This is a genomic window from Caldithrix abyssi DSM 13497 (genome assembly GCF_001886815.1).
Lineage (GTDB): Bacteria > Calditrichota > Calditrichia > Calditrichales > Calditrichaceae > Caldithrix > Caldithrix abyssi.
Genome location: NZ_CP018099.1, coordinates 2,399,719 through 2,412,988, shown reverse-complemented (window position 1 = coordinate 2,412,988; position 13,270 = coordinate 2,399,719). Strand labels below are relative to the sequence as shown.

10 protein-coding genes, 1 pseudogene and 1 riboswitch are annotated in these 13,270 nt (G+C 45.3%); of the genes and pseudogenes, 2 read left to right on the top strand and 9 right to left on the bottom strand.

Going from position 1 to position 13,270, the window contains the following annotated elements:
- Positions 1–5: 5 nt before the first annotated feature.
- From Cabys_RS09395 to Cabys_RS09385, 3 genes are read right to left on the bottom strand one after another with little or no spacing between them, the layout of a single operon-like run.
- Positions 6–881 carry an ATP-binding protein gene (locus tag Cabys_RS09395; RefSeq protein ID WP_006930098.1) on the bottom strand — a complete coding sequence of 292 codons (876 nt, stop codon included), beginning with the start codon at positions 879–881 and terminating at the stop codon, positions 6–8.
- Complete coding sequence (locus Cabys_RS09390) at positions 878–1,735, bottom strand: nucleotide-binding protein (RefSeq protein ID WP_006930097.1); 858 nt, start codon at positions 1,733–1,735, stop codon at positions 878–880. The genes Cabys_RS09395 and Cabys_RS09390 overlap by 4 nt, the downstream gene beginning before the upstream one ends.
- 1 nt (position 1,736) lies before the next feature.
- Entirely contained in the window at positions 1,737–2,180 is a 444-nt protein-coding gene (locus tag Cabys_RS09385; RefSeq protein ID WP_044281297.1) for a DUF134 domain-containing protein, read from the bottom strand.
- Positions 2,181–2,420: 240 nt separating this feature from the next.
- On the opposite strand from Cabys_RS09385, the pseudogene Cabys_RS20725 reads away from it, so the two are divergent.
- Both Cabys_RS20725 and Cabys_RS09380 read left to right on the top strand, forming a co-directional pair.
- Positions 2,421–2,897 (top strand): annotated as a pseudogene (locus Cabys_RS20725) (PAS domain-containing protein); the annotation flags it as partial.
- Positions 2,898–2,939: 42 nt separating this feature from the next.
- On the top strand, positions 2,940–6,773 hold the full coding sequence (locus Cabys_RS09380; protein ID WP_225868919.1) for a PAS domain S-box protein: 3,834 nt from the start codon (positions 2,940–2,942) through the stop codon (positions 6,771–6,773).
- A gap of 50 nt (positions 6,774–6,823) precedes the next feature.
- Here Cabys_RS09380 and Cabys_RS09375 read toward each other — a convergent pair whose 3' ends face one another.
- The 6 genes from Cabys_RS09375 to Cabys_RS09350 form a co-directional block, all read right to left on the bottom strand.
- Positions 6,824–7,288, bottom strand: coding sequence for an MOSC domain-containing protein (locus Cabys_RS09375; RefSeq protein WP_006930094.1), 465 nt, complete (start codon positions 7,286–7,288; stop codon positions 6,824–6,826).
- Positions 7,275–8,489: a molybdopterin molybdotransferase MoeA gene (locus tag Cabys_RS09370; RefSeq protein WP_006930093.1), complete on the bottom strand. Its 1,215-nt coding sequence runs from the start codon at positions 8,487–8,489 to the stop codon at positions 7,275–7,277. The genes Cabys_RS09375 and Cabys_RS09370 overlap by 14 nt, the downstream gene beginning before the upstream one ends.
- Positions 8,486–9,418 carry a bifunctional molybdenum cofactor biosynthesis protein MoaC/MoaB gene (moaCB, locus tag Cabys_RS09365; protein WP_006930092.1) on the bottom strand — a complete coding sequence of 311 codons (933 nt, stop codon included), beginning with the start codon at positions 9,416–9,418 and terminating at the stop codon, positions 8,486–8,488. The genes Cabys_RS09370 and moaCB overlap by 4 nt, the downstream gene beginning before the upstream one ends.
- Positions 9,411–10,634: a putative sulfate/molybdate transporter gene (locus Cabys_RS09360; protein ID WP_006930091.1), complete on the bottom strand. Its 1,224-nt coding sequence runs from the start codon at positions 10,632–10,634 to the stop codon at positions 9,411–9,413. Before Cabys_RS09360 ends, moaCB begins: the two co-directional genes overlap by 8 nt.
- A gap of 1 nt (position 10,635) precedes the next feature.
- A complete protein-coding gene (gene moaA / locus Cabys_RS09355; RefSeq protein WP_006930090.1) occupies positions 10,636–11,649 on the bottom strand; it encodes a GTP 3',8-cyclase MoaA in 1,014 nt (337 codons plus the stop codon).
- A riboswitch (molybdenum cofactor riboswitch) is annotated at positions 11,638–11,764 on the bottom strand. Its footprint overlaps the gene before it by 12 nt.
- Before the next feature lie 191 nt (positions 11,765–11,955).
- Positions 11,956–13,266, bottom strand: a complete 1,311-nt coding sequence (locus Cabys_RS09350; protein ID WP_006930089.1) for a DUF5723 family protein — start codon at positions 13,264–13,266, stop codon at positions 11,956–11,958.
- Between the last annotated feature and the right edge of the window lie 4 nt (positions 13,267–13,270).

Genomic DNA, 13,270 nt, shown 5'->3' with positions numbered 1-13,270 from the left:
GACACTCACTCCTCTTCTCTGGTTAAAAATTGATAGATCTGGAAAATTTTTTGTTTGATAGCCTTATCTTTTCCCTCAATCAAGGTTTTTTTGGCATTTAGCGTTTCAACAAACTCTGGATGATAGGGAATGTGATTGATTACGGTAATGTTATGTTTCTGGCAATAGTCATCAATTTCACTGGCCATTTGTTCGTTTAAATCGCTCTTATTAATTACGCAAGAGGCTTTTAGTTTAAAATATTCGATCAACTCCACCAGACGCTGCAGATCGTGCAAACCCGATTGCGAAGCTTCGGTAACTAACAACACATGATCGACATTACTCAAAGAAGAAATGACCGGACATCCAACGCCCGGCGGGCCATCTACAAAGATAAAGGGAATATTCTCGTTTTCGGCAATCTTTTTCGCTTCCTGTTTTACTTTAGCCACTAATTTGCCCGAATTTTCCTGACCAATTCCCAGATGGGCATAAACAAATTCGTTATCGAATCGAGATTGGGCGCGGTACCATTTGCCGGCCAGATTCTCTTCCATGCGAATGGCGTTAACCGGACAAAGATGAAAACAAACGGCACAGCCTTCGCAACTTACTTCGTCCACCATGTACTGGCCATATTCGTACCGAATGGCGTCAAAGGCACATTTTTCAGCGCAAAGGCCGCAATCTGTACAAAGATCGTTGTCAATAATCGCCGTTTTGCCGCTGTAAAAATCTTCTGCATGGCGAACACGCGGTTCGTAGAGCAGATGTAAATTGGCGGCATCCACGTCGCAGTCCGCCACCACAGCGCTTTTGCCTGCCAGGGCGCCCAGCGCAGCCGTAATGGAAGTTTTGCCGGTTCCGCCCTTTCCACTGATGATTACAATCTCTTTCATGCCGCCACCTCATTAACTTTTTGCGTAATCTTATTTAAAAGATTCAAAAACAACCGCTCCATACCTTCTACGGCCTGCGTAATCAGCTGCCCCCGGGCATAGGCCCGGGCAATTTCTTGCCTATGGGGAATTCTGCCAAGCACCTCAATATGCTTCTGCCGGCAATATTCTGTAATGAGGTCTTCTTCATCCATGGCTTTGTTAATCACCACGCCAAACGGCTTGTCGAACTGTCGCACCACCTGAACCAGCAGGTCGAGATCGTGTAATCCGAAGGGCGTGGGCTCTCCCACCAGAACGATGTAATCCATATCTTTTACGGCCTCGATTACCGGACAGGATGTGCCCGGCGGCGAATCGTAGATGAAAATTTGCGCTTCGTTCTGTCCTGCCTTTTTGGTATCTTTGATTAAAGCAGTGGTGGCCGATTCGCCTACCTTTAATGTGCCGCTTACAAACTGCAAGTTGTCGGATTGGCTTAGAGAAATTCGGCCGATTTCCTTCTTCCCTTCTTCAATCGCTCCGGCAGGACACATCTCCAGACAGCCGTAACAACTGTGGCAGAGCTCCGGAAAAACCATCACCTGATCAGCCAGAGTGATGATGGCATGATATTCACACACCTGACTGCAAATACCGCAGTAATCGCAAACTGCATCATTAATAATGGGTATCATCTTTTCTACCGCTTGCGAATCAATCTCCTTTTGCGCAAAAAATAAGGCCACATTCGGCTCTTCCACATCCAGATCGTAAAGCGCCGCTTTTTTCGATCGTGAGGCCACAAAGGCCAGATTGGTGGCAATTAAGGTCTTTCCGGTTCCGCCTTTTCCGCTGGCAACAGCTATCTTCATCTTAACGTCCTCTCCTGTGTCTTCTTCCCTGGGCCAGATAACGATGGGCTAAATTTTCGATATTTTGCGAACCACAATCCGGACACTGATCAATCTCGGCGTCAATCGGCTGTTGAATGGTTTCGCCGCAGTCCTGACAGTGAGTCAATGTGTTTATGAAATTCACATTCCCGCCATCAATAATCAACTCTTTGCCTTCTACAATGGCCGTGGCCACTTTTCGCCTGGCCTGCTCAATCAAACGCGTAAACGTGGGGCGCGAAATGTGCATGCGTTCAGCCGCAGCCTGATGTTCCAGACCGAGATGATCAGCCAGACGAATGGCCTCGTACTCATCCACTGTGAGCACTATGGACTCCAGCGCGCGTCTGGGAATGCCGCTCGGCTTAAAATTCCTGAATTGCGGCGGCTGCCAGATCATTCGCTTCCTGTAAGGACCTCTCATAAACTCCCCTTAATTGAACTTATGTTCATTTACTTGTACGCAATATAATGAACATAAGTTCATTTTGTCAAGTTAATTTTAAGTTTCCCCAAAAACATAGGATTAATAGGCGATAAACCACTTTATAAATTGAGAGCCGTGTCCTATTTTTTTATCAGATTGTTTTTCAATATTTTTTCTGAATAAACCGAAAATGAGCCAATATTTATTAAAGTTTTTTATAAATAAAACGATAAACGCATGTTTATTAATAAGCGTAAATCAAAAGGATTAAAAATGGATTCCCAAAAAATTAGTCAACAATTTAACTTTCTTAAATACTTATCGACTTTGAGCGACATTTTTCAAAGTAACTCAGTGGAAAAGTATATTGTAAAAAACACCTGCTATTTAAAATGGAAAAAATTGGACGATTTTTTTAGCGGCATACCTGCCGAGATTTCTCCAGGCATAAAAAAAATAACGGGATATTCCGCAAAAGATTTTTTAACCGGAAAAATTACTTTTTCTCAACTTATTTCTGAATCACATCAAAAACGCGTATTAACTTACATAAAAAAGCAATTAAATAGCGGTAATACGAGTTTTCAGAACAAGCCGTATCAAATAAAACACAAAAACGGGCAATGGGTGTGGATAGTAGATTTTATAAGTGTTTTTACTGATACAAAGAACCGTGTATCTGAATTCCAATGTCAAATCATCGATGTTACTGGCCATATTAAAGCGCTGCGTGATTTTTCGGAAACTCAACAGTGTATGATATTAATTTATGAAGTAATTGCCAATTTAAACAGGGCGAAATCTCTGGAAGAAGTTTATGAAATAGCGCTCAAAGGAGTAAAAGCTATTTTAAAGGCTGATCGGGCTTCTATTCTCATATTTGGCCTGGATAATAAAGTCCATTTTGTGGCCTGGGATGGGCTTTCGGAAAACTATCGCAAAGCGTTGGACGGACATTGTCCCTGGGAAAAAGAAGATATTAATGCCCGGCCTATCTTTATTTCCGATGTAAAAAGTTCAAATTTGCCAGAAGACATAAAAAAGAAAGTGTTGCAAGAGGGAATAAAAGCGCTGTATTTTGTGCCTCTGGTTCATCCCGGCGGTTTACTTGGCAAGTTTATGGTTTATTATGATCGTCAAACGGAATATTCGGAAGCAGATGAACAACTGGTCCAATTACTGGCCGACAATCTAACAGCCATTATCATGCGCATGCGGGCCCTGGAGCAGGCATCGAAGTCGGAGGCGAAATATCGGGCTATTTTTGAAAACTCTGTAGAAGGAATCTATCAAACCACCTATGACGGTAAGTTTCTGGCCGCAAACCCTTCCATGGCCAGAATATTGGGGTACGATTCTCCGCAGGAACTGATAACCCAAGGTGATGCGCGTAAAATGTACTGGCATCTTGAAGAAAGAGACCGTTTGATCAATATGGTCCTGAAATATGGTTTGCTAAAGAATGTGGAAGTTAAGTTAAAACGAAAAGATGGCATACCTATCTGGGTTTTAATGAACGGTCGGCCCATTTATGACCAGCAAGGTAATTTTCTTTATTTTGAAGGCGCCATCACCGATATTACCGAACAAAAAATAGCGCGGGATGAGGTTAAAAAGTTAAGCGAATTTCAAAAATTGATTTTAACCTTTGCTACGGAATATATTAATGTTCCTATCGAGCAATTTGATGAAAAAATAAATAAAGCGCTACAGATACTGGGAGAGTTTACTGGCGTGGATCGCGTTTATTTGTTCGATTATCTCTTTGAGAAAGGCATTATGACCAATACCCATGAATGGTGCGCCCCGGGAATAACTCCGCAGATAGATAATTTACAGAAAGTACCTATTAATTTGTCACCGGAGTGGCTTGATGCCCATGCCAAAGGCCAGATGGTTCATGTTCCGGACGTTAATGCCTTACCCCCAGGAGACCCTATTAAGAAATTTTTAGAGGCTCAGGAGATAAAAACTTTCATCACCGTCCCTATTATGCGCAATGGACGCTGTATTGGCTTTGCAGGATTTGATTCCGTTAAAAAGATCAGAAAGTGGAGTGAAAACGAAATTACCCTCCTTAAGCTCTTTGCCGAAATTATTAGCAATGTTCGAGAGCGAAAGGCCAAAGAGGAGGTCATTTTACGCAGCGAAGAACAACTACGCACTCTCATTAACGCCACGCCCGATATCATTTGTTTTAAAGACGAGGAAGGCCGCTGGTTAGAAGCCAATGAGGCGGATTTAAAACTGTTTGAACTACAAAACGTTGAATATCGAGGAAAAAAGGATAGCGAACTGGCGGAGTTTGCGCCCTTTTACAAGGACGCCTTTTTAACTTGCGAAATATCTGATGAGCTGGCCTGGCAAAAAGGGACCATAACCCGCGCTGAAGAGATCGTCCCCAGGCCCGACGGCACGGTAAAAATCTATGATGTGATTAAAGTGCCGCTTTTTAACGAAGACGGCAGTCGTAAGGGATTGGTAGTATTTGGTCGCGATATTACGGCGCTGAAAGCAACGGAAAAATTACTGGAAAGACAATTACACTTTTCCAACGCCATTAATCATCTGGCTAAAAAGATTATCAGCGAAACCAGGCGTGAAGAAATCCTAAAAGAATCCGCATCGCTTATCGGGCGGACGCTTGGTCTGGATCAATGCTTAATTTTTGAAATAAATTTAGCGGCGGAATCCTCGCAACTCATCAGTCAATGGTCCAACGAAAAAACGGTTGAATCGATAAAAACGAATATTCACCCCCCACTTGAAGTTATTAAGCATTCAGCTTCTCATCTGATTAAAGATCAAGCCTGGCTGGAAAGTCATGCAAACAGATATCATTCGTTGCTAAGCCAGGAAAATTCCGCAAAAATCCTGCACGACCAGCTAAAAATTAAAAGTTTGATCTGGTATCCCATTTCGCTGTCCGCTTCCGAAAACTATTTACTGACGCTTAACTTTTTCTCCACTACACATTTCTGGAAACAGGAAGAAATTGGTTTTATCCGGGCGGTGGTTCAGTTGATAAAAATCGCTTTACAAAAAATTAAATATATGGAAGAACAACAAAAATCCGCCGAACAAATTAAACGTCTGGCCACCCTGGTGGAACAATCTAATACGGCTTTTATCATTACTGATAAAGATGGAATAATCGAATATGTGAATCCTGCTTTTGAACAGGTGACCGGATTTAAAAAAGAAACGGTTGTAGGGCAAACACTGCCCATCCTTAAAAGTAAATATCGCGATGCGATTTTAGAAACCATTGGTAGAGGCCAGGTCTGGAAAGGTCAGTGGATTAATCAACGTAAAGATGGCTCTTCCTTTCATGAAGAAGTGGCTATCTTCCCCATCCGCGACAGCCAGGGCAATATCATTAATTTGTGTAAAAGCGCCAGAAACATAGATAAAGAGATTAAATTGCAGGAACAAATGCGCCAGATGCAAAAGATGGAAGCCATCGGCCAATTGGCAGGCGGGATAGCTCATGATTTTAACAACTTGCTAACCGTCATTAATGGTTACGCGGAGTTAACGCTCTCACGCATGACCGAAAACGATTCCAGGCATTCGGCGCTTAAGGCCATTCTGGAGGCGGGCAAACGCGCCGCTAATTTAACCAATCAGCTACTGGCCTTTAGCCGCAAACAAATCGTCAATCAGGAACTGCTTCATTTGAACAAAGTGATTTTAGATACGCAAAAGATGCTCATGCGCCTGATCGGCGAGGACATTAAATTGGAGCTCAGATTGCAGGAATCCATCTCTCCCATTCTTGCTGATCGATCGCAGATCGATCAGATTTTAATTAACCTGGTGGTTAATGCGCGCGACGCGGTGAATATGGCGCAGAGAGAAAAATTTCAAAAGAGAATTACCATCGAAACCCTGCAAACCGAATATGACGAGGAATACATACGCACGCATCCCGGACTGCATCCCGGCAAATACGTGGTGTTAAAGGTAATGGATAACGGCATCGGTATGGATCGGGAAACGATTGAACATATTTTTGAACCCTTTTTTACAACCAAAGAAAAAGGAAAAGGCACCGGCCTGGGTCTCTCTACCGTTTACGGAATTGTAAAACAGAACAACGGCGCCATCTATGTTTACTCTGAACCCGGATTGGGCACGACCTTTACCGTAAACTGGCCGGCCATGGAATTAAAATCGGTTGATGATGAAAAGAAGAAAAAAGTAAATTTAAATTTCAGGGGCAAAGAAACCATCTTGCTGGTGGAAGACGAGGCCAGCGTTCGCCATTTTGCCGAAAAAGCGCTGAGCAATTTCGGCTTTAAAATCCATTCTGCTTCCAACGGCCGCGAAGCTCTGGAATTGGTGAAAAAATCAAACCTAAAACCTGACTTATTAATTACAGACCTGGTGATGCCTGAAATGAACGGCAAAGAGCTGGCCATTAAATTACAGAAACTATTCCCTGAGCTAAAAGTAATTTATGTGTCGGGCTACACCGACGACCACATTGTGCAAAACGGCCTGTTAGAAAAAGGCATCCATTTTGTACCTAAACCTTACTCTGTGGAGCAGCTTGCTTCTAAAATAAAAGAAGTACTGCAAACCTGAACCAAACCCGATCCTCAAAGCTTCCGGGGTAGCAATTTGATTGAGCCGTTTTACATGGCCTGTTTTACTGTGGTCTCATTCTGCGTCAGCACGCAAACTTCCTGACCTGTTCGGACGGCGCCCCCCTGTAAAATGCGGGCAAACAATCCCTCGCGCGGCATAATGCAATCGCCCACTATTTTTTTGATGGCGCAGGAGGTGTGACACTCTTTTCCGATTTGCGTCACCTCCAGCAGAACCGAATCGCCAATGCGCAACAAATCGCCCACACGAATCCGGCTAAAATCCACCTGCCGCAGAACCAAATTTTCAGCGAATGCGCCGTGTTGAAGGGAAGGAATTTTTTCTTTCATTTTATCGATGCTTTCGCCGGCCAGCAGAGAAACCTGCCGATGCCACTTACCGGCATGGGCGTCCCCTTCGATTCCGTAGTCTTTAATAAAATTTGCTTCTTTAATTTCTTTTTTAACGATACCTTTTTTGTGGCTGATGCAGATCGATTCAACATAACCCATAACTTTTCCTCCAGGGAAATAGATAAACATTTCGCGTTTCATCTTTCTCAATGGTTTCCACGGGCCCGACAACAATGTAGCCATCGGCCTGACTGATGGAAGTTATCATGTGCGAGCCCTGCCTTTTCAACGGAATAAAATGCCAGCCTTCATCCGTTTTTTCCAGACGGACGCGCAACAATTGGGCGCGCTTTTTATTGATCTCCAGCCGGCTCCGGGCCCGGGCAACGCACACCGCCCGGTCGTCGTCAAAGCCCTGCAAACGACGTAAAACCGGATACACGTAATGTGCCATACTCATAAAGGCCGAAACCGGATTTCCGGGCAGGCCAAACAAAAGCGTGTTATCACTGGCGGCAAAAAAGAGCGGTTTGCCCGGTTGTTGGTTTACCTTCCAGAAGACTTCGCTAAATCCGGCCTCTGCCGCCGCCTTCTTTACATGATCGTGCGGGCCCACCGAAACGCCGCCGGAAAGGACGATTACATCGGCCTTATTTTGTGCTTCTTTCAACTTTTGAACGGTTAACGAAAAATCGTCCGGCAGACGATCAGATACGACAAGCGCTCCGCCCGCTAACTTAATGGCTTCGCCAAGCATGAGCAGGTTAGAATCGCGAATTTCGTAATCGGCTATCTCTTCTTTAAAGGACTTGACCTCGCTTCCGGTGGTTAACAAGACCACGCGCGGACGGGCATACACTTCCACGCGTTGAATGCCCTGCGCGGCCAGCAGAGCAAGATGTTCCGGAAAAAGCGTTGTTCCGGATGCCAGCAGAACTTCTCCACTCTCGAACTCTTCGCCTTTCTTCCGAACGTTGGCGCCTTTCTTTTTCGCCGTCAGAACTTTAACCCGACTTTGTTCCACCTGGCAATCTTCAATAGGAATTACCGTATCTGCGCCCTGTGGTAGCACGGCGCCGGTGCTAATACGCACGGCCTGGCCATTTTGCACAATTCCCTGAAAGGGCACGCCGGCGCGACTTTCTCCAACAATGCTTAGTTCAACCGGTAATGACTGTAAATCTTCAAATCGTACGGCCATGCCATCCATGGCGGAGTTGGTAAAACGGGGAGAAGGCTCTGCGGCGGTCACCTGATGCGCCAGGACACGACCGGTTGACTCTGAAATGTCGAGCGTTTCTCTCTTCTTTTCCGGTAGCCTGGCCCAAATTCTTTCCATGGCTTCCTGTATGCTAATCATAACACGGCTCTCCCCTGTTTGTCGTGTTTACCTCCCCAGATCATGGGAAAGGCGTGCAACAGGCCGGGGAAAATGGCCTGCAAGCTTTCTTCGGCCCCGCGCGAACTACCTGGTAGAGTAATTATTAAACTCTGTTTGCGCAGGCCGGCGATCTCTCTGGAAAGCATGGCAAACGGCGTTCTTTCTTTGCCGTGACGACGGATGGCTTCCACAATGCCCGGCGCTTCTTTTTCCAGTAAGGGCTTAATGGCCTCCGGCGTAAAATCCTTTGGACCAAAGCCTGTACCACCCGTGGTAAAAATGAGATCGATTCCTTCCTCGTCCACCAAATTTTTAACACGCTCTCGAATCTTCGATACATCATCCGGCAAAATCTCATAAACGCTGACGTCAATTTTTTGCTGTTTTAAAAAGTCGCTAATAATTTTACCGGATCGGTCTTCTCTTTGACCGGCAAAGGTGGAGTCAGAGATAACCAGTACCGCGGCCTTGATGGTTCCTTTAAATTCGTCCGTAAAATCTGATTTTCCGCCTCTTTTTCCTTCCAGTTTAATATCGGTCATGTACATTTGCTGATCCAGCGGTTTCAGCATATCGTACATATTCATTAAAGCGCCCTGAACGGCGGTTATCGCTTCCATCTCCACGCCGGTTTTCCAGACGCTTTTCACTTCGCTAAACACCTGAATGCGGTCTTCGAACAATTCAAAATGGATTTCAATCCAGTCGATGGGAATGGGATGACAGAACACGATCCAATCGGCCGTTTTTTTAGCGGCCAAAATGCCTGCCGCCCTGGCAACCTGTAGTACATCGCCTTTGGGTACGGTTTTGTTTTTTACTCTTTGAATGGTTTCCTTTTGGGCGAACAATACGCCGCTGGCCTTGGCATAGCGCAGCGTAACAAATTTTGGGCTGACATCAATCATTTTCCGCTCCTATAACCGTTTTGGTTGATTTATTGATCATTAATTTTAAAAGACGTTCAGTTAAAAAGCCAGCTACCAGAGCGATGGTTAAATTTCTGGTTAAAAAGGAGATGCCGCCCACCAGCAGCGCGACGAACAATGGTTGCCAGCCTTCCAGCCTGCGAACCATAATCATCATGCGGTAGCTGTCAAAGATGAGCATGGCGGCTAACAAGGGCACGGGAATTAAAAAAATAAATTGATTTAATGCGGGAATCAGCGCGCTAATCACCAGCACAGCGCCGATAATCATGGTCGCTCCTCCGGTGCGGGCTCCAAACTGGGCATGTGCGCCCATTCCTCCCGCGCCATGGCAGACAGGAAATCCTTTAAACAGGCCGATTAAAACGTCGCTGAGCCCGATGCTAAACGCCAGTCGTGTGGGCGTTACGCGTTGAGCCTGTTTGCCCCACAATGTATGGCACGAATCGTTTGCGGCGTAAACGGCGTTGCCAAGAGTTAAAGGCAACTGGGGTATGATCAGAAAGATCAGCGCTTCTTTCCAGATGGAAAAGTCTGGAAGATACAGCTTTAAAGACAGATGCTGCCCCTCACGAATCGGAGGAGCCGGCCCCCAGATGGCAATAAACAGGATGGATAAAAAGATCATAATCAGGGCAGCAGGCAGATCCTTTTTAACCTGAAACCACCAGATTATGGCCAAAAAAAGCGCTAACAGTAAAAAACCCAATGATAGAGAGGAATTATCTAAATGGAGTAAAATTCCTTTTTGCCACACCAGCTCCAGCGCTTTTTGCGTCAAAATCAATCCGATGCCAAATTGAATGCCGCGCACCAGCGCCGGCGTAAACCAGTTTTGCAGCCAGCGGATCAGGCCGGTTAAGGCCAGAAAAGCCATCAGTAGTCCGTACAAAACGGAAGTGCCGGCCAAAAATTCAGGCGAAAAGCCCTGGCCAATGGCAATAACCGACATGGCTTTTAAGGGCTGAACGGAAACGGGAACGCGGTAAAACCAACCGGTTAACAGGTAAATCACGCCGAACAAAAAGAAGATGATGGCGCTGGAAAAACCGTTGAACACAATCAGGGCAAAAGCCAGCGGCAAAAGCGTTCCCAGATCGCCCACCGATCCGGAAAATTCGGAAAGCGTAAATTGATTTTCAGGTTTTTCATCTTCTTCGCGTAGAAAGTCGATTTTTCTTAACCACTCCTTCACGTTAGCCTCCTATTTGAGACATGGACAGCTTTTGAACGTCAAAGCTTTCCTTTTCGGCTTCAAAACCATCCTTGTGCCTTTCCCGAACTGCCCGCTCTATGGCCTTTAAAAGCCGGGCGTCGTCGTATCCGGCGCGCATTAAATCTTTCAGGTTAACGCTGCCACGATCATAAAGACACGTTTTCAGCACGCCGGTTGAAGTTAAGCGCAATCGATTACAGTCGCTGCAAAAGGTGCGGCTGTAACCGGAAATAATGCCGATGGTTCCTTTAAAACCCGGAATTTTGTACAATTGCGCCGTGCCGTTTTGTTTTTTTGTACTCTCCAGAGTTCCGAAAGCCGTCCGCAGCGTTTGCAGAATTTCCTCGCCTGTAAAAGGACGTTCGATCTTTCGCGACAACCCGTCAAAAGGCATTTGTTCAATAAAGCGCACCTCCAGGCTGTGCTGCCTGGCCAGTTCAGCCATGGGGATGATTTCATCTTCATTTAAACCGCGTTGCACCACCATGTTTAGTTTTAATGGAATATTACTATCAAGAACCTGTTGCAAAGCCCGCCACACTTTAACAAAGGAATCGTGACGCGTAATTTTTTTAAATTTTTGGGGATTTAACGTGTCCAGCGAAAGATTGACGCCGGAGATGGAGATTTCTACAAGTTCTTTAAAATAATCTTCTAAAAGGACGCCGTTGGTTGTTAAATGGATTTGCAGCTCAGGGCCTACCTGACGCAGCTTTTGTAAAAATGAAATGGTTCCTCTGCGCACCAGCGGTTCTCCGCCGGTAACGCGGATTTTGCGCAAGCCATATGGAAGCATAATTTGCACCAGGCGCAAAATCTCTTCGAAGCGCATGATTTGTTCATGTTCAATAAAAGGAACGCCTTCGGCCGGCATGCAATAGGTACAGCGTAAATTACAACGGTCGGTTAAGGCAATACGCAGATAATTTAAAATGCGACCATAAGGATCGGTTAATACCGAAGCAGGTTTAAGTGAGGGTTGATCCATTTCCATTTACGCTCCTTTCCAAACACGGGAGGCAAGACCGTTTCCCGTCTTACCCTATCGGCCGCGAACCATATCCCGATTCACAGGACGTAGGCTCTTTGGCTCGGAGTTGATTGTTAATTTCTAATTAAATTTAGGAAATTAATTCGTTTTTTACAATACCCGTAAACAAAAAAAGAGGCATATCATGCAATTTAATTGATGATTGATGATTGACGATTGGTGGGGCCATTGAAAATAAAAATGCGCATCCCGAACTTTCCCGGAATGCGCATTTAAGAAATGGCAGACTAAATTTGATTTATTTCTGGATTACAATTTGAACATCATGCTTAAGGCGGCGAACAGGCCTTCCGAATGCGTTGGCCACAGGGCGTTTTTCATGGCAAATGAAAAATCGAGGCTCCAATATTTCAGATCAACGCCGCTGCCCATAGCCAGAATAAAGCCGCGGTTGCCGCCCAGCGAAAAGCCGCCGCGAACCGGCAGCCACCAGAACGGTTTGTACAGAACGCCTGCTCCAATGCGCGGCGTGGTCGAGTTGCCCAGGGTATGATCTAAGCCCTGTACCCACTCAGCCATAAAAATGAGATTGTTTTTGAATTCATAGGAAGCGCCCAGGCGCATGGTGGTGGGGATATCCACCTTAAATGCGCCAATGGTCAGCGTGGTGTCTGTTGACGTTTCAATGGTTTCATCATCCAGATCCGTCGAATGATAGATTTTAATGGTTTTATTTTCCTCTACGATGACCCGTTCGGTATTTTCAGTATATTCAATGGATCCGCCAAGATTTAAAAAGCTCAGAGAAAAATTCCATTTTTCTTTAAACTGTGTGGCAAAACCTAAATTAAAGCTCCGCCCCTTACCAACGGGATTAGAACCTTCGGCGACGGCGGTTTTTAACTGAGCCGTGGCCGCTAATTCAACCAGCTCATAATCATCAAATTGCGTCCGTTTTACCCACAGATCCGATTCTTCGGTTTGAGCGTACGCCATGGAAATAAAATAATTGACGCCAATACCAACCGCTAAATAGGAAAAATCCGGTAAATATTTCTTGATTTGTAAAAAGGGATAGCCATAAGCCAGCGAAACTTTGACGGCGCCCATGCTTTGGCCTTTAACGAAATTATCGTAGCTGCGTTCATAGTCTCTGGAAACCGTATCGCCAAACAGGGCAATTTCTAACAATGACTTATCTTCAAACGTATTCAATTCTCCCATTACAATGGGCTGCGCGGCGAGCGCAAAATTGTTAAAAGCCAGCCCCAGGGCATTGCCAACCACATGGGAATTCATTTTTAAGCCATCATCCGGAATCAGGCTTAAAAAATCTTTTTTGTCCGATTCAGACCAGCGGTTTTCCGGTTCATCGGTTACAAAAAAGTTATTGTAGGTATCAAAACTGAAGCTGTTGTTGAAAACGCTGGCGTTAATACCAAACACGTTCAGTTCGAATGCATTGCCGCGCGGAAGCGTAACATTGGCCGGATTATAATTGATGGCCTTCACGCCCCGGGATAGCGCCGAATAGTTGTCTCCAAATCCGAGCGCAACGCCGTCAAACCCCTGAGCGAAAAGCGTCGAAGCAAAAGCCAGAATGATTAATATCTTTTTCATTGTT